This window comes from Bacillus sp. EKM206B (genome assembly GCF_011066015.1).
GTDB lineage: Bacteria > Bacillota > Bacilli > Bacillales > Bacillaceae > Bacillus > Bacillus velezensis.
Genome location: NZ_JAAMNL010000001.1, coordinates 376,521 through 398,377 on the forward strand (window position 1 = coordinate 376,521; position 21,857 = coordinate 398,377).

Sequence of the window (21,857 nt, forward strand, 5' to 3'; positions counted from 1 at the left end):
GCGTTTTGATCAGCCGCGCATGATAAAAAATGCGGCTTTCTCAAAATCGCCCTTTTTTTTGTAGTAATCAGTAATATCCTGAAGCAGCACTTCCAAATCCACCCACGCTTCAATTTTCTGCAGCTCCAGCACGAGCTTCTGCAATCGGTCGTACGGGTCCTCCTGAGCGGTGTACAGTATGTTGAGCGCGGTCAGCTTCAATTTCATAATCTTGTTCTGCACTTTTTCAGATATGTATAAACCTTTCTGCAGCACGGTTTGTCCTTCGGCGGCAGAGCCGGTTTTAAAAAGTGCTCTGACCGCTTCGTATACACAATGCAGGTAGGAAACGGGAGACTCTTTCTCGAAACGCTGATTGCCCAATACCTTTTTGTAAAAAGGGAGGGCCTCTTTATCTTTTTTCTGGGCGGTCTTTAAAAAACCAAAATTATAATAGGCGTGGCACAGCAGGTTATTGTCATTGATCCGGTCCGTTATCTTTATGGATTCATTGAAGAGCTGTTCTGCGTCGTCATAGCGTGCCTCGTCTATATAATTCACGGCGAGAAGCAGCCGGCAGCTGAGCGTTTTTTTGATGTAGCCGGCTTCATCTTGATAGATTTCCAGCGCTTTATTGACATATTGAATGGAGAGCGCAGGCGACTTCATCATGTAATATGCACCCGCTGTTTTATAATAAAATTCAGCGGCTTCGAAACGGTCCTGAATGGCCGGCAGGTACTGTTCAGCTTCTTTAAAGCGGCAGACAGCACGGTTCGGAGCGCCATTCACCATATGGAATAACCCTTTGAAAAAATAGAAATAATAAGTTAATTCATGATCCATCTCATCTTTGCGCCGCTTCAGCTCGCAGAACAGCTTATTCAGACCGTCTTTTTTCTCAAACAGCAGCTGAAACCGTGCGAAAAACAGCTGATATCTGAGTTTGAGCTTTGCATTCTTTTGTAATTTGGGGAGATGCTGATTGATTTGTTCGTGAAGGGAACGGGCTAGATCGAATTGGCGTTTTCCCATGGCGTCATACCACTCATTCAGCATCACCAGCGTACGTTTTTCAGTAAACTTAGCAATCATCTTCCAACCTCTTTGCATAGGGTAAAAATCTTTATTTATCATAACACATTAATGGACGAGGCTCATTGCCAGCTGGTTACAGTTTACAGCGCGGTTGAAAAAGAAATTGATTCATAATATACTTCCAAATGTACAGATTGGTTGCCACATATGCCTTCTATACATACTATTGTCGATGAAGGAGATGTCAAGAGAATGCTTGATACTCAGCAAATTAAAGAAATTATTCCCCATCGCTATCCGTTTCTTCTGGTAGACAGAATTACGGAAGTCGAAGAAGGAAAACGGGCGGCGGGATATAAAAATGTGACGGCGAATGAAGATTTTTTCAACGGCCATTTTCCTGAATACCCTGTTATGCCGGGCGTATTAATCGTAGAGGCTTTGGCGCAGGTCGGAGCGGTTGCGATGCTGATAAAAGAAGAAAACCGGGGCAGACTCGCATTTTTTGCGGGGATTGATAACTGCCGTTTCAAAAAGCAGGTAAAACCGGGTGACAAGCTGGAGCTTGAGGTTGATATTACCCGCGCGCGCGGTACGATCGGACGCGGCAAAGGCGTTGCCAAAGTTGACGGCGAGCTCGTGTGTGAAGCTGAATTAACCTTTGCGCTCGGAGAATAAAAGCAAACAAATGGGCTTATAAAAAGCCCATTTTGTATAGAAAGGGGTGAATGTGATGTGGTCAGAATTTAAAAGCTTTGCGATGCGGGGCAATATCATGGATCTGGCTATCGGTGTCGTCATCGGCGGCGCTTTCGGCAAAATCGTGACGTCGCTCGTTGAAGACATCATCATGCCGCTTGTCGGCCTGCTTCTTGGCGGTCTTGACTTTTCAGGGCTGGCCGTGACATTCGGCGACGCCCATATCAAGTACGGAAGCTTCATTCAAACGATTGTGAACTTCTTCATTATTTCATTTTCTATTTTTATCGTGATCCGCACAATAGGCAAGCTGAGACGTAAAAAAGAAGCAGAAGAAGAGGCTGAAGAAGCCGAGGAAACAGATCAGCAGACAGAACTGCTGACTGAAATCAGAGATCTGCTGAAACAGCGGGCTCCTCACAATGACTAGGGCACAAAAAAAGGCTGGATGATTAACGTCCGGCCTTTTTCATGATCATAATTTTTGTTTAAACGCTTCAATCAGCCGGCTGCCCGAGTAGCCTTCTTTCACGAGCGACTCCAGAATGCTTTCTGATCCGGGGTGGTTTCTTGACACCATTTGACCGTAAATTAAAACTTGTATACTTCTTTCCAGCTCGACGATATTTTTGATGCTTCCCGTCAGCTGGGCGGGGCGGTTGCTTTTTTTCGTAATCGTTACAAACACCTTCGCTTCTTTCTGGCTTTTCATCAGCATGTCAAAAAAAGAAAAGTGTTCGGCCGGGACCAGTGCTTCAATTAACCAGTGATTTTCTCCGTCCTCTTTATTGATAATCAATCCGTCTAAAAGGGGAAACTGCTCAATCGGCTGATCGTCTTTATCTAAACGTTCCACATTCAGATCAACCAGTTTAAAGGTTTTCATCTCTTATTTTCACCCCTGTTGTCCATGTTTTTCGTTCATTTATTATAACACATATCATTTTTCCCGGGAAAATGCTGTAAGACATGCTTCATCATTTTTGTAGGCGGTCAACATTTAATCATTTCTATTTTTTCATTATAATGTAAAAGAATATGGTCATGGAGAGATGCTTATGAATCAATTGCGCCTGAAGGAAATCTATATAGAAGACGGTTCAAGGCGAAAAGACGATCATTCCTACTTGGTATGCAAAAAGGAAGATTGTGAGGTGCATCTTAACAGAAGGGGAAATGTCGTCTTTTTATATGAAACAAAAGACCGCATGGAACAGTATAAAATTCAGCTTTCACTGACTGATAAAAAGCTGAGTTTTTACTGGTTCGCATGGGACGGCGGAAAGTTTGTCCGCATGTTTGAGAAAGACTGGCTCAAAACGAAACTTTTCTCGCGGCTGCTCAAAAATACATATTACATAAGCGGTCAAAAACAAAAGTTTTTTTTATCAGAAAGAAAAACGAAAACATAAGAGCAGCCTAAACGGATAACGGCTTTTTCCGCTTTTTGCTTTCACGAGCCCATGTACTACAATGAAGCCAGCCTCGAAAAAGAGAGGAGGATACGGCTTGTTTAACCACGTTATGCTTGTCGGCCGGCTGACGAAAGACCCGGAGCTCCGTTTTACATCAGCGGGCATTCCCGTCGCGCATATTACGTTGGCGGTAAACCGCAATTTTAAAAGCGCGTCGGGTGAAACCGGAACCGACTTCGTCAACTGCACCATCTGGAGAAAAAACGCTGAAAACACGGCATTGTACTGCCAAAAAGGGTCAATGGTCGGTGTAAGCGGCAGAATCCAGACAAGAAGCTATGAAAAGACAGACGGCGTAAAAGTTTATGTGACCGAGGTCATGGCTGATACCGTTCGGTTTATGGATCAAAAACGGAAAGAGCCGCTGGCTGAATAGCATGCTTTTTTCCTCGATTTCCCGCCTTTTTCAGCGGGCCCCGCAATACCTCCTTCCCACTCGCCAGTCGAAAGACTGGTTTTTTTGTGCGGGAGCTAAAAAATGGTTAAAAAGAAGTGATTTCACTTATGAATACTTAAAAACATTGAATATATTGGGATAAAAACTTATAATTACTTACAGATAAGTGACGAAAAAGGGAATGAGGACGTGTATCAAGAAGAAAGACTGATTGCGATAATGGAATATTTGAAACAGCATCGGCGGATCACCGCTGAACAGATATGTTCGCTGCTTCATATTTCAAGAGATACCGCAAGAAGGGACCTTGTAAAGCTGAAAGAGCGCGGGGCCATTATCAGAACACGGGGCGGCGCGATTCTGCCGTCGGTGAATCAGGAAGTTCCGGGCTATTCGGGCCGGCTGAAAACTGTTTCTGAAGAGAAAAACAAAATCGGCAAGCTGGCCGCATCCCTGATCCATAAAGGAGACCGGATCATCCTGGACACTTCGACAACCGTGCAGGCCTGCGCGGAGCATTTAAATGTCACCGGCTGCACTGTTATTACAAATTCGATCAATCAGGCCGATATCCTTTCCGCAAAAGAGGGAATTGATATTCACCTGCTCGGCGGAAAGCTCCAGAAGGAACATCGGTTTTTATACGGGGCTTCCGTTGTAGAAAAACTGGGGGATTATCACGCCGATAAGGTGCTGATCGGCGTTGTCGGTATCTCGGAAAACGGCCTGACGATTCCGCATGAAGAAGACGGCATGGTAAAGCGTAAAATGATCCGACAGGCTGAACAGGTGATTGCGCTGAGCGATCACTCCAAGCTTGGCCGTACGAGTTTTTATCAGTATGCAGACCTGCACGAGGTTGACCTGCTGATTACCGATCAGCTGCCTGATCAGGATTTTTGCGATCTGCTCGACCGGCACGGCGTAGAATTGCTTGTAACTGAATCTGAAGAAGAGGATGAGGACATGTGAAACTGATTGCCATAGATCTGGACGGCACACTGCTGAACAGCAGTCATCAAGTAAGCGATGAAAACAAGCGGGCTTTAAGGGAAGCCCGGCAAGCGGGAATTGAAATCGTGGTTTCCACTGGACGCGCGCATTTTGATGTGCACTCCATATTTGAACCGCTCGGCATAAAAACATGGATTATCAGCGCAAACGGAGCCGCCATTCATGCTCCTGACGGCAGCCTGTACCACTGTGAAGCGATTGAAGAATCAAGAGCCCGCGGCATTTTGTCATGGCTTGAAGAGAATCAATATTATTATGAGGTGTTTACAAACAAAGCCATCTATACGCCTGAAACCGGCAGGCAGCTGCTCGATATCGAAATGGACCGGGTGAAAAGCGCCAATCCGGAAACCGATCTTTCTGTTTTGGAACAGGCGGCTTCAGTGCAATACAGCCAGTCCGGCTTTGCTTACATTCATTCATACCGTGAGCTCTTTGAGAAAGAAGAGCATCTGGATTTTTATAATATTCTCGGATTTTCGTTTGATGAGCGGAAGCTGAAAGCGGGCTGGGACCGATTCAGCGGTCAGAAAGATCTCACCCTTGTCAGCTCTGCCGATCACAACTTTGAACTGGCGTCTCGAAACGCCTCTAAAGGGCAGGCGCTCAAACGGCTGGCGCAAAAGCTCGGCATTCCGATGGCTGAAACCGCCGCGGTCGGTGACAGCTTAAATGACTATTCAATGCTTCAGGCGGCCGGAAAAGGCATAGCGATGGGGAATGCGAGAGAAGATATTAAAGAGATCGCTGATGCCGTTACATTGACAAATGATCAAAACGGCGTTGCGCATATGATCAGGAATTTACTGTGAAAGATGGCGATACTGTTCATGACTGGCGTGACGCATTCATGGCAAATGCGGCGTAACAGTAAGGACGACATAAAAGACCGGCTCTTCCCGAGAGAGCCGGTCTTTTTGCGTTTAATGTGATTGCGCCGATGCGCTGAGGGTGAATAATTCTTCAAGCTCATCGGATGACAGCTCGGTAATCCAATTTTCACTTTGGATAATCTGATCGTTCAGCGTTTGTTTCGTTTCGAGCATGGCATCAATTTTTTCTTCAATCGTTCCCGTCGTAATGAGTTTGTGAACGTGGACGAACCGTTCCTGGCCGATTCGGTAGGCGCGGTCGGTCGCCTGGTTTTCCACCGCCGGATTCCACCACCTGTCATAGTGAATGACATGATTGGCAGCCGTCAGATTCAGGCCGGTTCCGCCCGCTTTCAGTGACAAAATCAGCGTCGGGTATTCTTTCTTCTGGAACTGTTCGACGAGAGAATCGCGTTCCTGCTTGGACAGGCTGCCGTTTAAAAACTGAACCGGTTCTCCGAATGTTTTTTCCAGGAGGCGCTTCATCATGTTGCCCATCTGAATGTATTGGGTGAAAATGAGGCAGCTTTCCCCTTGTCCGCGGATCACCGCCATTAAGTCAAGCAGCTTTTCCAGTTTGACGGATCTCCCGTTTAACAGCTCTGTCTGTTCTTCCTTCAAATAGAGCGCAGGATGGTCGCATATTTGCTTCAAGCGGCCGAGCATGCTCAGAATCAGCGCTTTCCGCTGCATCCCGGTCAGAGAAGCCATATGTTCAAATGTATCTTTGACAAGCTGTTCATATAGGGATGCCTGTTCGGCTGAGAGCGGGATAAACTCTTTTTGTTCCAGCTTGTCAGGAAGATTAAGCGCCACTTCTTCATCCCGTTTTGTCCGGCGCAGTAAAAACGGCCGGATTAACTGCTGAAGCTGGTTGATTCTTTTTTCGTCACGGTCTTTTTCAATCGGCAGCACATAGCGTTTATGAAAGCCGGTCAGACTGCCGAGATATCCTTTGTTCATAAAATCAAAGATCGACCAAAGCTCTGTCAGGCGGTTTTCCATCGGTGTTCCGCTCAGCGCGATATGATGGACGCCTTTCAGCTTTCTGATTGCGCGGGACTGCTTCGTATGCGCGTTTTTAATGTTTTGCGCTTCATCAAGGCAGACGGTGCTCCATGTCACGGAAGAAAGCTCTTCCTGATCGGCGTGCGAGAGGCCGTAAGAAGTAAGAACGACATCCGCATCCTGATAGGCCGGGACAAATGCTTCCCCCTTCGGCCTGCGGGGGCCGTAATGAAGCACGGCCTTCAGCTGCGGCGCGAAGGTCTGGAGCTCACGCTGCCAGTTGCCGAGCACCGATGTCGGCGCAATGATTAAGGCAGGCGCTTTTTGCCGGCCGCTTTCCTTCACATGGAGAAAATAAGCGATCATCTGAATCGTCTTTCCAAGTCCCATGTCATCTGCGAGACAGGCGCCGAAGCCGTTTTCCCGTAAAAACAGAAGCCAGTTCATGCCGTACATCTGATAAGGGCGGAGCTGGCCCTGAAACGCGGCGCTGACTTCATGCTCCGGCAGATCCCCGGCATCCGTCAGTTTGCGGATCAGGCTTCTGAGATGCTTTGATAATTCGATCTTGATCCCGGCAAATGCCGATGAGTCAATGATGCCCGTGTCCTCGGCTCCGTTTTCCCCGTGATCCATCAGTTCGCGCGCCAGCACGTCGGACATGTGGAGGCCCTCAGATTCCGCTTTTTCCATCAGTATTTTCATCTGTTTAATAAATTGCGGATCAATTTTCACCCATTGGCCGCGGATGTTGACGAGACGTCTGTTGTTTGCGACAAGCTCATTGAATTCATCCTCTGTCAGCTCAATTCCGTTTGTGGCGAATCTCCAGTTGAAATCAAGCAGAGCGTTCATGCCGACGAAGGACTCGCCCCGCGGGGAGGATGACACTTTCGCCTTGAGCATCATATTGCTGTCCCGGACAATCTGCCACCATGATGGGAGAAGAATCTCCACACCCATATCGACAAGCGTCTCACTCGCTTCCGATAAGAAGATCCAAGCCTCTTCTTCAGAGATCAGCGTCGTTCCTGAATCAAACGAAAGCCAGGGAACCGTTCTGCGGAAGCGGTCCTGTTCGCGCGCGATTTTTCCGCTGTATGCCTGCCACGCTTTTTTCAGACCCTTCAATCCGTCGAAAAAGGTGATGGAGCCGGTTTTTTTCTCACGTAAAAACATCTCGATTTTCCAGTCGTCACCGTCGAAATCAGGCTCGTTTAATCGGAGCCCGACGGTAAACGGCGTCAGATCGTCATGCCAGCCGATTCCCTCGAGAAAATCATCTTCATCCAAAAAGGAGCCTTTAAACGTATGAACGGCCGGCGAACGGGTTTCGATCCGCCGCCATTTTTCCAGCAGGTCATCATTGTACTGAATGTAGTCCTGTACCGCGGCTGAGAACCAGTCTGCCGTAAAGCCTTCCAGCAAAAGCTCGCGGTCTTTGAAGCGCAGGACGCCATTTTGCCATGCGTCATAATCCGGAAGAAAATCGCCGTCGGCAATAAATTCGTATATCGTCGAAGCCGCTTCGATTAACGGTTCCGTTTCCTTTGTCAGCTGCACGGTGCTGAATGAATTGAACGAGTTTTTTCCAAGCAGCTCGACGGTCATCCACGGGCTGAGCAGAACGGCCGGAGTGCCGATGAAGCTGACGTCTTCAAGAAACGTTCCGTAAAAGGTGGACTCATGCCATTGGAACAAATGAGTCTTCATCTGACTGAGAGTAAGCGGCTGCTCCTTCTCATCATGGCTTGACAGCGTAAATGTCCAATCTTCCATTTGTTCTACATGAATGAAAATTTCCTTAAGACTCGCCATCAATCAACTTTCCTTTCTGCAATTCTTCTTGAAGGGCGCGCAGCCTCTTGTAGCTTGCGCTCAGCCGGCTGATATACCGCTCCCAAACCTGCTGTTTTTTTGCCTTTTTATAAAGCGTCCGCAGTTTTTTCAGATGGCGCGCAGCCTCTTTATAGGCGCTGCGGTTTTTTTGGTCGATAAAAAAGGCCGCCGCCCGGTGATAGGAGGGGATGAGCGCTTCCGGATCACTGGCGGCAATTTCCTTCAGGATGTCCTTTTCAATTTCCCAGACGGAAAAACCGACGAGGCTGTGAATCTCCACCCATTCCGCGTACCGCCGTTTTTCGTACAGGTACTGGCTGTATTCGGTAAAGGTATAGGGAAGGCAGCCGGAAGCAAACCGTTCAAACAGCTGATCATCCCGTGAGTGCCGCGCATAATCCGCCAACAGCGCAAACAGCTCTCCGATGATGTCGCGCATTTCTTTAAACGGCTTATCAAGCTTCGTATAGTTCACGGCAAGCGGTTCGATCCGGCCATACCATGTTTTCAGCCGTTTCCAGTCTTTTTTCGCGGTGAGTTCACCGAGCCATTGAAAGGTGTACGGCAGCGCTTCAGGAGGGAAGCGGGATATATCTTCAAAGACCGCTTCATCATCTTTTTGCAAAAAGGCCAGATGAAGCCGTCCGAACCGCACTTCCGGCGAAAAACGGCGCCCGCTTTCCTGTTCGAGAATCTCCTGTTCACGCGCGACCCATTTCGGCCGGTTCAAAAGCGCGCTCCACATTTCACCGAATACCCGGAGGCGTTCGTATTGAAAAAGCTCTTCTTTCACAAGCAGTCTGCGGAGCACCGGGGGCGTCCGGTCTAAAAAAGGATCGAGTGAAAAAGACAAGGCGTACGTTTTCAGTCTGTCAATGGAGGAATAAATCGTATCCATCAGCTGTTCCACGTATGGATTAATGCTGTAATAATCTTTTTCGGCATCCAATCTGCCTGACTCAATCAAAGTGAACATGTGAAGCCAGACGGCAAGCGCCGAATGAATCTGATATAAGCTTTTAAGCTCGGGTTTTTTCGGGGCGTGTTTTTTGAGCGCTGACAGATAGCCGTAATAAAGGCCCTGCATCGTCTGGCTTCCGGCCGGCGTCCGCGCCTCCCACAGCGAGAATTCCGAATCAAAAAAAGCGAGCCAGCTTGACAGCGACTCTTCATTCGGCAGCACTTTTTCCTGAAACTGCCGGCGGACAAGCTCCCTGCTTTCCTCAAGCTTTTCTCTTTCCAGCCAATGTTCGGTAAAGGTACCGACCCGCTCGAATTGGGCATATACGTAAAGAAAAACGGCCAGCACGTGGCGGCAGATCGCCTCAGACGGGCATGCGCAGCCGCTTTTCACCATGAAAAATAAGTTCAGCGTGACCCTTACAGGCACAACATCCTGCACATATGCGGAAATCTCTGTCGGGGTTTGAACCTGTATACGATAGACGGAATCCTGCCGATATAAAATGAGTGCTTTCTTCATCAGCTGAAAATTGTCTTCATTGTAAGGAAGAAGTTCTTTAAGCTGTTCAGCCGCTGCGAGCACATCTTCTTTAGCAATCATATCCTGAAGCATGATTATCGCTCCTAACGAGTCACAAAATAAAAAGATTCCAATTCCTCTATTATATCGCAACACATGGCCCGGAAAAAGTTTTTCCTAAAAAAGGACATAAAAACCCGAATGTGTCGAATGATGTATTAGAGATTGCAAAACAGCACCCGACAGCATATAATAATCTTGTTTTCAATTTAATGGAAGCCGAAAGGAAACGAATGATGAAGAAAACGAAGTTAGATCAAGAGGAGTTTCTGAAGATTTTAATGCATGCGCACGACATTGGTGAGCAGTCCTCTGAGATGACCACAAAAGAAATGCTTGAGAATTTGATTTCTTATATTAAAAATGGATATGCAACATAAAATCCCGCAGGCTCTTGGCCGCGGGATTTTTTAATCTTCCTGTGACACCAGTATTTAAAGCGCTTACAAAAATAAAACAGATTGAAGTGATTGTCTATTTTTGTCGAATTTTGTCATTTGAAAAGGTTAGAAATGACAGTTTAAAGCTGTATAATCGTAATTGGAAAAGATCATTGGAGGGAATGGGAATACGCGGAAAGTGATATGGAGGTTATATGGGAGAATCTACAAGCATAAAGGAAATATTCGCAATACTGAGAAAGCGTCTGCTGTTTATACTTATTATTACCGCGGCGGCATCTGCCGCAGGCGGACTCATCAGTTTCTTCGCTCTTACGCCGGTCTATGAAAACTCAACTCAAATTTTGGTCAGCCAATCCAAAAACAATCAAAAAGAAGTCCAATTCAATGACGTTCAAACCAACCTCCAATTAATCAACACGTATAATGTCATCATCAAAAGCCCGGTCATCCTCGACGAAGTGATTAAACAGCTGCATCTGTCCATGACTTCGAAAGAGCTGGAATCGAAAATCACAGTGTCCAGCGAGCAGGATTCACAAGTCGTGACGATTGCCGTGAGGGATACGGATGCTAAGCGGGCGGCCGTTATGGCAAATGCGGTTGCAGCCGTTTTTCAGGACAAGATCACCGCCATCATGAACGTGGATAATGTCAGCATCCTTTCAAAGGCCGAAGCGGCGGACAGCCAGTCACCGGCAAAGCCTAACCGTAAGCTGAACATCGCGATTGCGTTTGCCGCCGGACTTTTGGGCGGAATCGGTCTCGCCTTTTTGCTGGAACATCTGGATAATACGATCAAATCGGAAGAACAGCTGGAATCGCTGCTCGGCATCCCGATCCTGGGAACGGTTACTTCAATCAGTACTAAAGACAGCGTTGCCAAAAACTTGAGGATGGCGGAAACCAAACAAGCGGGGGGCGGACATGTTGACGCGTAAAAAAGACAAACCCGGAAAACGAAGCGTGATTGCGATGTCTGAGCCGAAATCCATCAACTCAGAACAATATCGCACGATCCGCACAAACATTGAATTTTCTTCCGTTGATACGGAGGTGAAGTCCCTTTTGATTACATCCGCCGGCCCGGAAGAAGGAAAATCGACAACCGCGGCCAACCTTGCCGTCGTATTTGCACAGCAGGGGAAAAAAGTGCTTTTAATTGATGCGGATCTGCGCAAACCGACGGTTCATTTCACCTTCAAATTGGACAACGGAACCGGATTAACGTCACTGCTGTTAAAACAGATGCCGTTTCAGAAAGCCGTCCTGCCGGCTGATGAAGCAAACCTGGATATTTTAACGAGCGGGCCGATCCCGCCCAATCCGGCGGAGCTTTTATCGACGGGTGCCATGAAAGATCTTCTGTCAGAAGCAGCCGCAGTTTATGATAAGGTGATTTTGGATACGCCTCCCGTCTTGGCCGTAGCCGATACGAAAATATTAGGCAGCTACACTGACGGGGCCATTATGGTGATCTCAAGCGGGAAAACGGACAAGGAAAAAGCGGCCAAGGCAAAAGAAGCGCTCGATTACTGCCCGTGCAAGCTCCTTGGGGCCGTGATGAACGGGAAGAAACAAACGAAACACTCGGACTACGCCTATTACGGACAATAATGTCATAATGGGCGCGGTCCATTCTTTTTAAGGAGGGATTGAAATATGATAGATATCCATTGTCACATCCTTCCTTCCATAGACGACGGCGCGGCGGATGATACAGAAAGCCTGAAGATGGCGAGAGAAGCGGTCAGACAGGGGATTGATACGATCATCGCGACGCCGCATCATGTGAAATACCGCTATGACACGGACCGGCATACGGTCAACGAAGCGGTCAGCCTGTTAAACAAACGTTTGAACAAGGAAGGCATTCCGCTGACTGTTCTGCCCGGCCAGGAAATCAGAATAGACGGAGATCTGCTGGCAGGTCTTCAAAGCGGCACGCTTGTCCCGCTCCATAATACAAAGTATGTGCTGGCGGAATTTCCGGCGGATCATGTCCCGGCCTACGCTGAAAGGCTGTTTTATGAACTGCAGCTGAACGGATATGTCCCCGTCATCGCCCATCCGGAGCGGAACAGGGAAATTCGCGAAAACCCTTCCGTTCTATACAATCTTGTGAAGAAAGGGGCGGCCGCCCAAGTGACGGCCGGCTGCATTGCCGGAGCATTCGGGCGGAAAGCGAAATCCTTTTCGCTGCAGCTGATGGAAGCGAATTTGATCCACTTTCTCGCATCTGACGCCCATAATCTCGGACCGAGAAATTTTTATTATCAGGAGGCGCTCGGCGTTCTGAAAAAAGAAGCAGGGGCCGAGCTGATTTACATGCTCACGGAAAATGCGGCGCTTCTCGCTGAAAACAAAGCCGTTTATAAGGAACCTCCGCTGCCTGTGGCCCGCCGTAAGCGCTGGGGTCTTTTTTAATCGTCGTCTCCATCCCGTTTAAATGAAGCGTAAGCGGCTGTTTTGCAAGATGATTCTTTTATGCTTATGCTATTATCAGCGGCCGGCGCCGTTTTTTCCTATCATGACCTCAGGCTTCCGGCATTCAGCCGGCGCCGGGATCATATGATAATAACGGTAAGCTGCCCAGCAGCAATTTCTAAACGGTTGGGGGAACACGATGAAAATAACAGTGATCGGAACAGGCTACGTCGGTCTTGTGACAGGAGTGTCTCTTTCAGAAATCGGCCATGACGTAACATGCATAGATATTGACGAACGTAAGGTTGAGCAGATGAGAAAGGGATTGTCCCCTATCTTTGAACCGGGCCTTGAAGATATGATGAAACGAAATATCGGCCGGCATCGGCTGGCATTTGAAACGAGCTACGAAAAAGGGCTTGCGGAAGCGGACGTTATTTTTATAGCGGTCGGGACACCGCAAAAAGAAGACGGGCACGCAAACCTTACTTATATTGAAAATGTCGCCGAACGGATTGCCGAACATATTTCTAAAGATGCGATCGTCGTGACAAAAAGCACGGTTCCCGTGGGAACGAATGACAGGATCAGCGAAGTTATTCATTCACGGCTGAAAGCGGACGTGAATATTTCAATCGCCTCGAATCCGGAATTTCTCCGTGAAGGTTCGGCAATTCACGATACCTTTCACGGAGACCGCATCGTGATCGGGGCTGAAGACCGGCAGACGCGGGAAACGCTTGACCGGGTTTTCGGGCCGCTTGCGATTCCGGTATATCATACGGACATCAGAAGCGCTGAGATGATCAAATATGCGTCAAACGCATTTTTAGCGGCGAAAATCAGTTTTATTAATGAAATTTCTCATATATGTGAAAAAGTCGGTGCGGATGTGGAATCAGTCGCACACGGAATGGGATTGGATAAACGGATCGGCAATCAATTCTTAAGAGCCGGCATCGGTTACGGCGGTTCCTGTTTTCCGAAGGATACAAACGCCCTCGTGCAGATTGCGGGACATGTGGAGCATGATTTTGAATTGCTGAAGTCCGTCATTAAAGTCAACAATAACCAGCAGTCCATGCTGGTTGATAAAGTGCTGAACAGGCTCGGCGGTGTGACGGGGAAGACCATCGCGTTATTAGGGCTGTCTTTTAAGCCGAATACAGATGATATGCGGGACGCGCCGTCCATTGTCATTGCGGATCGTCTGGCGGCTCTTGACGCCCGGATGACAGCGTACGATCCGATCGCTTCATTCCGGGCTTCCGGGCTGCTTCCGGCTGCGGTTTCCTATCGGGAGTCCATAGAAGAAGCCGTCAGGGGAGCGGATGCCGTCCTGATTCTGACAGATTGGGAACAAATTAAACACTTCCCGCTTGAAGCGTACAAAGAGCTGATGGAAACCCCGGTTATTTTCGACGGGAGAAACTGCCACTCGCTTGAGGAAGCGGAACAGGCGGGCGTGGAATATATCTCAATCGGAAGAAGAGCCGTCGTGCCTCAGACTGATTCTGTCACTTGAAAGGCCGGCGGACCGCGCCGGCCTTTTATCATACAATCATTAGAGACGAAGGAGATATTTATCGTGGAAAAAACATGGAAATTGCCGAAGCGAATGGAATCATCCCGCGGTCTGCTGGAAACGTCAGCACGGCCTTTTATCAAACTGCACGTCAAAAAAGCTGAAACGGGACGGTATGACAGTAAAATTGCAGGAGACCCCTATTTTCCGAAACATGAACCATATCCTAAAGATGAAAGCGGCAGGCCGATGAAGCTTCTCGCTCAAATCAATTTTGCGGATATGCCCGGACTCCCTGATTTTCCGGACACCGGCATTCTTCAGTTTTACATATCGGTCAGTGATGACGTATACGGTCTGAATTTTGACGACGGGTGCGTGCAAACGGGTTTCTGCGTCAAATATTTTGAACATGTGACAGCAGAAGAAGCGGAGCTCATGGATGATTTTTCTTTCGTTCAGGTTGAAGAGGAGTACGATTTTCCGATTCAATCCGAAGCGCTGATCACCCCTGAGCTGTCTGCTGAATGGGTGCTCCCGTCTGATTTTCAATTCGGGCAGTATGCCGGGATGGATGCCTTTGACTATTTCGAGCAGTTTGACGATGAGGTGTATGACGAATATACGGCGAACGCATTCGGCCATAAAATCGGCGGCTATGCGTCCTTCACCCAGGAAGATCCGCGGTCTTACTCCCATCAAAACCATACGATTCTGCTTTTGCAAATTGATTCAGATGATGACATTGATTCGATGTGGGGAGATGTGGGAATCGCCAATTTCTTTATCAGACCGGAAGATTTGAAGAAAAAAGATTTCTCAAACGTTTTGTACAACTGGGACTGCAGTTAACGACAGTATGATGATCATGATACAAGGCAAAGGAGACGGTTAATCACTGTCTCCTTTTTTTTAGGGAATTTATCATGGATACATAGAGGAGATCGATGAATGGATATGCCGTTTATGTGAGTCTTTTGGCGTTAATGATGAGCATCTCGGCTGTTGAAAATAAGCCATTTAACCTATTTAAGCTGCTTTCTGTCTATTTTAAAATATAATATATGGAAATATAGTATGGAAAAGTCTGTGCTTTTTGTACGACTTTTTGCGTAAGACGAGGTGAAAACAGATGAGCCATTCAAGCACATTAAGCCATATTAACAGCACGATCAGCCATAAACTGGGCGAGGTTGAACACCAAATTGATAAATTAAAAGAAGCGAAAAGAGAGATAGAATCTCTGCAGGAAGAGGGCGTATCTGAAATCAGGGACATCCTCAGGCCGCACCTGGACCATCATTGGACCGGCACTTTTGCTGAAGAATTTGATGACCGGCGCGATCAGGCCCATACAGAAGCATACAGAATCGTCACAGACAAATACGACGGTTATATTTACCGAATCGGCTTAAAGATGACACAGCTTGAAATTGAAAAAGGAGGGCTCCTTGCCGCCAGAAGCATTGCGAGAGAGGCAGAGCACCTGCTGACGCTGGGAGAAGAAGCCCTTGACACGGTCGGAGAAAAAATACAATCAATCAAAAGAAGCTGGAGTTGGTTTTAATGGCAGAAATAAAACTCAAATACGGAACCGTCATGAAGCAGCTTGAATCCGTCAGCAGCGCTTTGGAGGCCGTTTCGATCGGGAACGCCGGTTCAAACGGAAAAAACAAGCTCGACTATACCTCCAAGTACCAATCCCGCGAGGCAAAGCTTGTATCGATGATCAGCGAATACAAGCAGGCCGTTCATAAGAATATCGCGGACGTTAAAGACAACGTAGATTCTTTGAAAGAACAGGACGAGGCGATCGCCGTAAAATAACGAAAGAAAGGACTTGCCGATGAGCAAAGTGTTTGAATCACAATCGTTAACGGACGAAGCAGATAAGAGAAAGAAACAATACGAAGCCCTTGAAGAGCAGCTGCGTGCGCTCAAACAAGCCTTTCAAGGCGTGGCCGATCTGGGTGATGCTTTGAAAGGGAAAGGCGCAGACAATATAAAAGATTTTTTTCAGGGACAAGCGGAAATCGCCGACAGCTGGCTGACGCTTGTCTCTGCTCAAATTGCGTTTTTAAATGGCATTTCAGGTGACATTAAAGATCAAGAACTCAGCGATACATATGTGGAGACTTCATTTTTGGAGCATGAGCTGCCCAACGCGGATTTGAAAGCTTCAGAGATTGTCTCCGCTCATAAAGCAGAAATCGATTCAATTTTGTCAGGCATCAGCGATATTATTCATCTCGACACATATACGCTGGATGATTACGCTGACAAAATGGGCGATGCCCAGAAAACCAGACGTGACACGATCACGGCAGTCGATACGCTTGATGAATCCCTGACTGCTGAATATCAAAACTTAGAATCTCTGGACAACGCCGTGCTCAGCAAATATTCTGTTCTCATGCAGGCCACCAGCAACGGGAAAAGCGCATCCCCTATGTACTATGACAAAAAAGGCTTCCACAGCAATGAAATCTACAAAAGCGTCACGGCGACAGAAAAACAGGGAACGGACTATATTGACGCAAAAGCCCAGCAGGCCGAAGCAAGACGGCTTCAGGAAAAGGCTGAAGAAGAAGCCAATAAACCATGGTACGAAAAAACATGGGACGGCATCTGCAACTTTACCGGCGAAGTCACCGGCTATTATGATTATAAAAGAGCAGCCGAAGGCGTTGATCCGGTGACCGGAGAAAAGCTCTCCACCGCAGAACGCATCACAGCAGGAGCGATGGCCGCCGCCGGATTCATACCGGTCGTCGGCTGGGCGGGCCGCGCTTTCAAAGGCGGAAAAGCTATTTACAAAACCGGAAAAACCGTCATTGCCGCAGAACATGCTTTAGATGCCTATAAAACCGGAAAATCCTTAGACATTCTCAAAATGACAGAAATGGGCGCATACGGCCTTGTTGCCTCAAACGGATTCTCCGAAGCCGTCACAGGCAGGGATATGTTCGGAAACAAAGTGTCCGAGGAGAAGCGGAAGCAAGGGGCGCTGGAAGCTGCGCTGAGTTTGGTTGGAGCGGGTGCATTGGCGAAGCATGTAAACAAAGGCATACCGCTTGCAAAATCGCCACATGCATCAAAAGTTGAAAAAGGGAAAAAGATTCTAGACCAAGTGAAAGAATTCAAAGTCCCGACGAATGTAAAAATTCGTGTCCACAAGACTGTCACACCGGATGGCGCAACTTTCCCAATCATTCATGCTGATGTGAAAACGACTGCTGTGAAAGATCTTGGGATTGTGAAGATGACTAGTGGTGGTAAAGGTATTAAGGGTATTGTTAAACCTGTTTCAAATATGAATGAGTTTTTTGATATGGAATTTGGAAAAAAAATAAGTAATTCCTTATCAAAATCAAAAGTAAAGTACGATGGACAATCAATTTATAAGGTGGAAAAGAAAACTGATAACCAATATCTGAAAAAGGGTTATGGAGTTTATCTTGACGCATTACACAAAGACCATTTAGAAGTAATAGATAAGACGGGAAATGTGAAATACGTATTGAATTTAGATGGTACTTTAAACCCTGACAAGACTAAGAAAGCACTTGGACGAGTAGTTAAGGGGTGGAAATAATAGTGGAGGAATTTATATGGATAAAAAGTTAGAAGGAATATTGGACATATTAGATAAACTTAATTCAAGTATTAATATTGTAAATAAAGAAGATTTAGATGAACAGTACGAGAACCTTGAGGATTTTAGGGTGTTAACTAGAGATTTAGATATTATACTAAACAATTTTGGTTCATTGGATAAGAACGATGGTGATGAAATAGAGAAAATGTTATTTGAACTTCATAGAATTCTAACGACGTTTGAATGGCATTTCTCAGAAATCAGTGATTTAAACACAACAATTTTAAAAGTTTATAAAGACAAAATCAATAACCTCTAGTAATGAAAAGCCTTAAAAGATTTTTATTTTCTTTTAAGGCTTTTTTAGTGGGGGTGAGTGCCGAATAAACTGTTTTCTATTTAGAGAGTAGAGGTGATCCTTATAAGCCTTATATGATGTTTTACCAAATTATAGAGTGCGTACAAATAACTTTAAAATGTATGCCCTATCGTATGAATCAAGGATTAATCAAACACCTGCACAGATCAATCCAAAGATTGAATTTTAAGGAATTAGGGGAGAATCTTTAAGTACGCTTAAACCTCCACCAGACCCTAAATTGAAAAGCATATTAGATGAGGCTGGTGTAAAAGGGATTCAATATAAAAATGGAGTTCCTGATTTTTCACCAATTGCAAAAGCACAAGTTGAAATCAACTATATGCTTGGAGGAAAAGGAACTTATGGGGGGAAAGCAAGATGAGCTAATTTTGTTCAATCAGATCAAAAATTAGCTGACCAAATTAATGGCTCACCTGAGTTAGCAAGTCAACTTGGGATGGAATCTGGTAAAATTAGTGCAAGAGATATAAAAAAATATCGAGAAAAAATAAATTAACATGGCATGAATTAAATGATGTTAAAACAATGCAACTTGTGCCAACAAAAATAAATAGTGAATTCGGACACCTTGGTGGTGTAGGAGAAATAAACGCAGGAGCTTTTAAACCTGAAACAAAGGCATACCGCTTGCAAAATCGCCACAAGCATCAAAAGTTGAAAAAGGGAAAAAGATTCTAGACCAAGTAAAAGAATTCATAGTACCGACGAATGTAAAGATTCGTGTCCACAAGACTGTCACACCGGATGGCGCAACTTTCCCAATCATTCATGCTGATGTAAAAACGACTGCTGTGAAAGATCTTGGGGTTGTGAAGGTGGCTGGTAGTGGTAGCGGGAATAGTAAGAAACTTTTCGGTCAATATGGAACTCAAATTGCAAGTAAGACAACATGGCAAAATGGGAAGACAGAAAGAATAGACATTGAAAACCCAAATCCAGGGCAAAGAGAAGGTCAAATTCACTATCACGAGCCAAGTAATAAAAAATGGTATTTTGATGTAGAAACAAAAAAGTTTTATGACCAAAAAACAGGTGAAGATGCACCTAGCAAAATTCAAAAAGTACTTAAAGACAAGAGTGTTCAGAAAGCTATAAATAAGGGATTGAAATTTTTAGGTGAGGATCCTGTATTTTAGTATAGGAGTGAAGATTATATATGGAATATACAAATAAAAATATGAAAAGACTAAAAGAACGACTTGAAGATCGGAGTAATGCAAATAAAGTTGACCTATCTAAATTAAAGGATATTATTTCACCTAATATAGTTAAAGTAGACGATTGCTACATTCTAGATCTAGAGTATGAGTTAACTGATAATACAACGATAAATTGGAATAGAATTTTGAAAATGTACGGGGATAAAACGGGGTATGAAGCATCGTGTAATGAGCTCCGCATAAACGATTATTTAGACAACAGTGATTTGTCTGATGAAGAGATTTCACTTTATGCGTTTCAGGTAGTAGACGGTTGGGAACAACATTTAAAAGAAAAATTTCCTGAGCATAAATTTGTTGTGATTATAAGTATTGATGAAGGTTTTGCGACACTTAGATTTCATAAATATAGAGAAGAGGAAAGAGGTTGGCTAAAGGCCGACATTGAAGAGTACGGAAACGAAGCTATCCTTGTAAAAGAAATTAACTTTAGTAATAAAATTTAACTAAAAAAGCAGGTAGTTATATTGGGACTGACCCCTGTTTTTGAGACAGGGATCAAAACACCTTCATACAGCCAATTGCCGATATTGTATCGGCGATTGGCTGTTTAGTTTCGTTTGAATACGAATATTGTTATAATAATGAATGTATTCTATGGCAGTGCGTTCTACGATGGCCGTCGTAGTTCGATCAATGTTAAGATAGAACGTTTAGACTTTAGTGAGGAATGAAACGATTCGATATTAAACGGTTTTTTAAAAGTTATTAACCCAGACGAGTATTTAGATATCTTAGAAAGATGTTATATAAGGTACGAGCAAGCGATTCCTATTTTCACCACCTCAATGGGTGATATTATAGTATGGGAAAAAGATAAATACGTTAATTTATTAAATTTTAGAAAAGGGCATGTTCATGTTGTTTCATCTGGATTTGATTTCTTTTTTGATGATTTAAAAGATAATGATTTTATGAATGATGAATTAATGTGGGAACCTTATCCCGAAGCTAGTAGAATATACGGTAAACCTGATTATGACGAATGTTTCGGATACACTCCTTTACTAGGTTTAGGTGGATCTGAAAAAGTAGAGAATCTAGAAAAGGTAAAATTAAGAGAACATATTCTTATTATTACTGAATTTATAGGGCCAATTGAATAGGATTGGTGTTAAGACAAGCACTTGATTTGCACTTAAGGCATCAAGTGCTTCTTTGTATGTAACAGGAATAGCTGAACGAAAAATGAATGTTTGCTTTCCAAGGAGGTAAAAATAGTTCATGGCTGAATTTGAATTTATAAATCATTTAGAAAATAAAACATATAAGGTACCTGAAGAGGATATATTAAAAGCTGAACAAAGAATGAAAGTAGATATTCCAAATGATTTAAAACAATTATACTTAGAAGTCGGTTATGGTTTTATTAAAGGTGAAAGTGATAATGCAATTAATAGGATATTGGGGCCAGGGGCAGTAGCCGACATTAGACTAAGAGAAGGAATTTTTGAGTTTGACCCAGATTTAGATGAACTTTATGATGATGAAAATAAACTTATTTTTTTTGAAGTAAACGAGGGTGTTTATATTTCTATAGATTTACAATTAGAAAACAATCCAATATTTTATTTTGACACTCAAATAGCTGAGTCGTTAGAGGATTTTTTTAAAAAGTTCCTCAATGATAACGAATATTATATTGATTTAATTGAGGATTAGACTTAAAAATGGGATAGTTAGAAGAATTAATTGACCTTGATTGGCTAGTGAAGCCTTTCAAGGTTTTTTACAAATGAATTGTTATTTTCTGTTTAAAATGACTTAAATGTCTTTGGGCTATGACCCCGTCACAGGAGAAAAACTCTCCCACTTAAAGGAGGTAAATAATTGTGAAATATGATTTTATTAAAACTTACAAAGAAAATACATTTTATCAAGTAAGTGAGAATGAAATCTTAGAAGTAGAAAATAAGTTAGGTTTAAGGTTACCTTATGATTTGAGACAGTTTCTTCTTGAGGTTGGATACGGCTTTCTGAAAAAATCAGAATATAATATTAATCGCATTCTTGGACCTGCTTCAATTAGAGATGCAAGATTAAAAGTTAATGACTTTGAGTTTTATCCAGATATAGAAGTTTATGAGGAACTTGAAGAAGATAAATTGATTTTTTTTGAAGCAAATGAAAGTGCTTTATCGTTAATTGCATTAGGCAATGAACAAAACAATTCAATATATTACGATGATATAAAAATTGCAGATTCATTAGAAGAGTTTTTAATAGAACTTATGAAAAATGATAAATATTATCTTGATTTAATTGAGGATTAGACTTATAAGAGGGAATGGTTAGAAAAATTAATTAAACTTGATGGCTGCTGAAGCCTTTCAAGGTTTTTTCATAGGTGAATTGTTGTTTTCTGTTTTGTAAATTCTGAATAATTTATTTAGCTTTAGGCTGCGTTCCGGTTACCGGAGAGTTGGTAACCCTACGGTTG

23 protein-coding genes and 4 pseudogenes are annotated in these 21,857 nt (G+C 44.5%); 22 read left to right on the plus strand and 5 right to left on the minus strand.

Annotated features, from left to right (window positions below; genetic code table 11):
* Positions 1–9: 9 nt before the first annotated feature.
* Positions 10–1,074: a tetratricopeptide repeat protein gene (locus tag G9F50_RS01890; RefSeq protein WP_007407559.1), complete on the minus strand. Its 1,065-nt coding sequence runs from the start codon at positions 1,072–1,074 to the stop codon at positions 10–12.
* 195 nt (positions 1,075–1,269) lie between these two features.
* On the opposite strand from G9F50_RS01890, the gene fabZ reads away from it, so the two are divergent.
* Positions 1,270–1,695, plus strand: coding sequence for a 3-hydroxyacyl-ACP dehydratase FabZ (fabZ, locus tag G9F50_RS01895; RefSeq protein WP_003151242.1), 426 nt, complete (start codon positions 1,270–1,272; stop codon positions 1,693–1,695).
* Between the two features lie 55 nt (positions 1,696–1,750).
* Positions 1,751–2,146 (plus strand): large conductance mechanosensitive channel protein MscL, encoded by a 396-nt coding sequence (gene mscL / locus G9F50_RS01900; RefSeq protein ID WP_003151243.1) that lies wholly within the window; start codon positions 1,751–1,753, stop codon positions 2,144–2,146.
* 45 nt (positions 2,147–2,191) lie between these two features.
* Here mscL and G9F50_RS01905 read toward each other — a convergent pair whose 3' ends face one another.
* A complete protein-coding gene (locus tag G9F50_RS01905; RefSeq protein WP_007407558.1) occupies positions 2,192–2,602 on the minus strand; it encodes a YwpF-like family protein in 411 nt (136 codons plus the stop codon).
* A 172-nt stretch (positions 2,603–2,774) separates the two neighbouring features.
* Here G9F50_RS01905 and G9F50_RS01910 point away from each other — a divergent pair, with 172 nt between their 5' ends.
* The 4 genes from G9F50_RS01910 to G9F50_RS01925 all read left to right on the plus strand — a co-directional run bounded on the left by G9F50_RS01910 (position 2,775) and on the right by G9F50_RS01925 (position 5,414).
* The gene (locus G9F50_RS01910; protein WP_003151247.1) at positions 2,775–3,128 is read left to right on the plus strand and encodes a hypothetical protein; all 354 of its coding nucleotides are present in this window, start codon (positions 2,775–2,777) and stop codon (positions 3,126–3,128) included.
* Between the two features lie 97 nt (positions 3,129–3,225).
* The gene (locus G9F50_RS01915; protein WP_003151249.1) at positions 3,226–3,567 is read left to right on the plus strand and encodes a single-stranded DNA-binding protein; all 342 of its coding nucleotides are present in this window, start codon (positions 3,226–3,228) and stop codon (positions 3,565–3,567) included.
* A gap of 210 nt (positions 3,568–3,777) precedes the next feature.
* Entirely contained in the window at positions 3,778–4,560 is a 783-nt protein-coding gene (locus G9F50_RS01920) for a transcriptional regulator GlcR (RefSeq protein ID WP_015418394.1), read from the plus strand.
* On the plus strand, positions 4,557–5,414 hold the full coding sequence (locus G9F50_RS01925) for a Cof-type HAD-IIB family hydrolase (RefSeq protein ID WP_060562452.1): 858 nt from the start codon (positions 4,557–4,559) through the stop codon (positions 5,412–5,414). Before G9F50_RS01920 ends, G9F50_RS01925 begins: the two co-directional genes overlap by 4 nt.
* A 111-nt stretch (positions 5,415–5,525) precedes the next feature.
* On the opposite strand, the gene G9F50_RS01930 is transcribed toward G9F50_RS01925, so the two are convergent.
* Positions 5,526–8,300 carry a DEAD/DEAH box helicase gene (locus G9F50_RS01930; protein ID WP_060562453.1) on the minus strand — a complete coding sequence of 925 codons (2,775 nt, stop codon included), beginning with the start codon at positions 8,298–8,300 and terminating at the stop codon, positions 5,526–5,528.
* Positions 8,287–9,897, minus strand: a complete 1,611-nt coding sequence (locus G9F50_RS01935; protein ID WP_165406488.1) for an SWIM zinc finger family protein — start codon at positions 9,895–9,897, stop codon at positions 8,287–8,289. The genes G9F50_RS01930 and G9F50_RS01935 overlap by 14 nt, the downstream gene beginning before the upstream one ends.
* 203 nt (positions 9,898–10,100) lie before the next feature.
* Between G9F50_RS01935 and G9F50_RS01940 the strand changes: the two genes are divergently transcribed.
* The 13 genes and pseudogenes from G9F50_RS01940 to G9F50_RS02005 all read left to right on the plus strand — a co-directional run bounded on the left by G9F50_RS01940 (position 10,101) and on the right by G9F50_RS02005 (position 19,863).
* Positions 10,101–10,244 (plus strand): YwzD family small protein, encoded by a 144-nt coding sequence (locus tag G9F50_RS01940; RefSeq protein ID WP_003151259.1) that lies wholly within the window; start codon positions 10,101–10,103, stop codon positions 10,242–10,244.
* A 215-nt stretch (positions 10,245–10,459) separates the two neighbouring features.
* Positions 10,460–11,206, plus strand: a complete 747-nt coding sequence (tkmA, locus tag G9F50_RS01945) for a protein-tyrosine kinase activator TkmA (protein WP_060562455.1) — start codon at positions 10,460–10,462, stop codon at positions 11,204–11,206.
* The gene (locus G9F50_RS01950) at positions 11,193–11,882 is read left to right on the plus strand and encodes a CpsD/CapB family tyrosine-protein kinase (RefSeq protein WP_007614272.1); all 690 of its coding nucleotides are present in this window, start codon (positions 11,193–11,195) and stop codon (positions 11,880–11,882) included. Before tkmA ends, G9F50_RS01950 begins: the two co-directional genes overlap by 14 nt.
* Positions 11,883–11,927: 45 nt before the next feature.
* Positions 11,928–12,692: a tyrosine-protein phosphatase gene (locus G9F50_RS01955; protein WP_060562456.1), complete on the plus strand. Its 765-nt coding sequence runs from the start codon at positions 11,928–11,930 to the stop codon at positions 12,690–12,692.
* Positions 12,693–12,891: 199 nt separating this feature from the next.
* Positions 12,892–14,217 carry a UDP-glucose dehydrogenase family protein gene (locus G9F50_RS01960; RefSeq protein WP_060562457.1) on the plus strand — a complete coding sequence of 442 codons (1,326 nt, stop codon included), beginning with the start codon at positions 12,892–12,894 and terminating at the stop codon, positions 14,215–14,217.
* 63 nt (positions 14,218–14,280) lie between these two features.
* Positions 14,281–15,069 carry a YwqG family protein gene (locus tag G9F50_RS01965; RefSeq protein WP_060562458.1) on the plus strand — a complete coding sequence of 263 codons (789 nt, stop codon included), beginning with the start codon at positions 14,281–14,283 and terminating at the stop codon, positions 15,067–15,069.
* Between the two features lie 280 nt (positions 15,070–15,349).
* Positions 15,350–15,784, plus strand: coding sequence for a coiled-coil domain-containing protein (locus G9F50_RS01970; protein ID WP_007407544.1), 435 nt, complete (start codon positions 15,350–15,352; stop codon positions 15,782–15,784).
* Complete coding sequence (locus tag G9F50_RS01975) at positions 15,784–16,044, plus strand: YwqI/YxiC family protein (protein ID WP_007407543.1); 261 nt, start codon at positions 15,784–15,786, stop codon at positions 16,042–16,044. The genes G9F50_RS01970 and G9F50_RS01975 overlap by 1 nt, the downstream gene beginning before the upstream one ends.
* A gap of 19 nt (positions 16,045–16,063) precedes the next feature.
* The gene (locus tag G9F50_RS01980) at positions 16,064–17,812 is read left to right on the plus strand and encodes a ribonuclease YeeF family protein (RefSeq protein ID WP_060562459.1); all 1,749 of its coding nucleotides are present in this window, start codon (positions 16,064–16,066) and stop codon (positions 17,810–17,812) included.
* Positions 17,813–17,828: 16 nt separating this feature from the next.
* On the plus strand, positions 17,829–18,134 hold the full coding sequence (locus G9F50_RS01985) for a hypothetical protein (RefSeq protein WP_012118628.1): 306 nt from the start codon (positions 17,829–17,831) through the stop codon (positions 18,132–18,134).
* Positions 18,135–18,294: 160 nt separating this feature from the next.
* Positions 18,295–18,875 (plus strand): annotated as a pseudogene (locus G9F50_RS20510) (HNH endonuclease); the annotation flags it as partial.
* Positions 18,809–19,333 (plus strand): annotated as a pseudogene (locus tag G9F50_RS02000) (T7SS effector LXG polymorphic toxin); the annotation flags it as partial. The pseudogenes G9F50_RS20510 and G9F50_RS02000, both read left to right, overlap by 67 nt.
* A gap of 20 nt (positions 19,334–19,353) precedes the next feature.
* On the plus strand, positions 19,354–19,863 hold the full coding sequence (locus tag G9F50_RS02005; protein ID WP_060562460.1) for a hypothetical protein: 510 nt from the start codon (positions 19,354–19,356) through the stop codon (positions 19,861–19,863).
* Between the two features lie 63 nt (positions 19,864–19,926).
* On the opposite strand, the pseudogene G9F50_RS02010 reads toward G9F50_RS02005, so the two are convergent.
* A pseudogene (locus G9F50_RS02010) lies at positions 19,927–20,105 on the minus strand (IS3 family transposase); the annotation flags it as partial.
* Between G9F50_RS02010 and G9F50_RS02015 the strand changes: the two are divergent.
* The 3 genes and pseudogenes from G9F50_RS02015 to G9F50_RS02025 form a co-directional block, all read left to right on the plus strand.
* Positions 20,098–20,523: pseudogene (locus G9F50_RS02015) on the plus strand (T6SS immunity protein Tdi1 domain-containing protein); the annotation flags it as partial. The pseudogenes G9F50_RS02010 and G9F50_RS02015 overlap by 8 nt on opposite strands.
* A 118-nt stretch (positions 20,524–20,641) precedes the next feature.
* Positions 20,642–21,079 carry an SMI1/KNR4 family protein gene (locus G9F50_RS02020; RefSeq protein WP_039063764.1) on the plus strand — a complete coding sequence of 146 codons (438 nt, stop codon included), beginning with the start codon at positions 20,642–20,644 and terminating at the stop codon, positions 21,077–21,079.
* Between the two features lie 170 nt (positions 21,080–21,249).
* Positions 21,250–21,690: an SMI1/KNR4 family protein gene (locus G9F50_RS02025; RefSeq protein ID WP_060562462.1), complete on the plus strand. Its 441-nt coding sequence runs from the start codon at positions 21,250–21,252 to the stop codon at positions 21,688–21,690.
* Positions 21,691–21,857 lie beyond the last annotated feature (167 nt).

Bases quoted from the DNA above. Each gene is read 5' to 3' on its own strand.
- G9F50_RS02005 (WP_060562460.1), top strand. From the start codon at position 19,354: ATGGAATATACAAATAAAAATATGAAAAGACTAAAAGAACGACTTGAA.
- G9F50_RS01940 (WP_003151259.1), top strand. From the start codon at position 10,101: ATGAAGAAAACGAAGTTAGATCAAGAGGAGTTTCTGAAGATTTTAATG.
- mscL (WP_003151243.1), top strand. From the start codon at position 1,751: ATGTGGTCAGAATTTAAAAGCTTTGCGATGCGGGGCAATATCATGGAT.
- fabZ (WP_003151242.1), top strand. From the start codon at position 1,270: ATGCTTGATACTCAGCAAATTAAAGAAATTATTCCCCATCGCTATCCG.
- G9F50_RS01970 (WP_007407544.1), top strand. From the start codon at position 15,350: ATGAGCCATTCAAGCACATTAAGCCATATTAACAGCACGATCAGCCAT.
- G9F50_RS02020 (WP_039063764.1), top strand. From the start codon at position 20,642: ATGGCTGAATTTGAATTTATAAATCATTTAGAAAATAAAACATATAAG.
- G9F50_RS01905 (WP_007407558.1), bottom strand. From the start codon at position 2,602: ATGAAAACCTTTAAACTGGTTGATCTGAATGTGGAACGTTTAGATAAA.
- tkmA (WP_060562455.1), top strand. From the start codon at position 10,460: ATGGGAGAATCTACAAGCATAAAGGAAATATTCGCAATACTGAGAAAG.
- G9F50_RS01955 (WP_060562456.1), top strand. From the start codon at position 11,928: ATGATAGATATCCATTGTCACATCCTTCCTTCCATAGACGACGGCGCG.
- G9F50_RS01910 (WP_003151247.1), top strand. From the start codon at position 2,775: ATGAATCAATTGCGCCTGAAGGAAATCTATATAGAAGACGGTTCAAGG.
- G9F50_RS01930 (WP_060562453.1), bottom strand. From the start codon at position 8,300: ATGGCGAGTCTTAAGGAAATTTTCATTCATGTAGAACAAATGGAAGAT.
- G9F50_RS01950 (WP_007614272.1), top strand. From the start codon at position 11,193: ATGTTGACGCGTAAAAAAGACAAACCCGGAAAACGAAGCGTGATTGCG.
- G9F50_RS01975 (WP_007407543.1), top strand. From the start codon at position 15,784: ATGGCAGAAATAAAACTCAAATACGGAACCGTCATGAAGCAGCTTGAA.
- G9F50_RS01935 (WP_165406488.1), bottom strand. From the start codon at position 9,897: ATGCTTCAGGATATGATTGCTAAAGAAGATGTGCTCGCAGCGGCTGAA.
- G9F50_RS01980 (WP_060562459.1), top strand. From the start codon at position 16,064: ATGAGCAAAGTGTTTGAATCACAATCGTTAACGGACGAAGCAGATAAG.
- G9F50_RS01890 (WP_007407559.1), bottom strand. From the start codon at position 1,074: ATGATTGCTAAGTTTACTGAAAAACGTACGCTGGTGATGCTGAATGAG.
- G9F50_RS01960 (WP_060562457.1), top strand. From the start codon at position 12,892: ATGAAAATAACAGTGATCGGAACAGGCTACGTCGGTCTTGTGACAGGA.
- G9F50_RS01985 (WP_012118628.1), top strand. From the start codon at position 17,829: ATGGATAAAAAGTTAGAAGGAATATTGGACATATTAGATAAACTTAAT.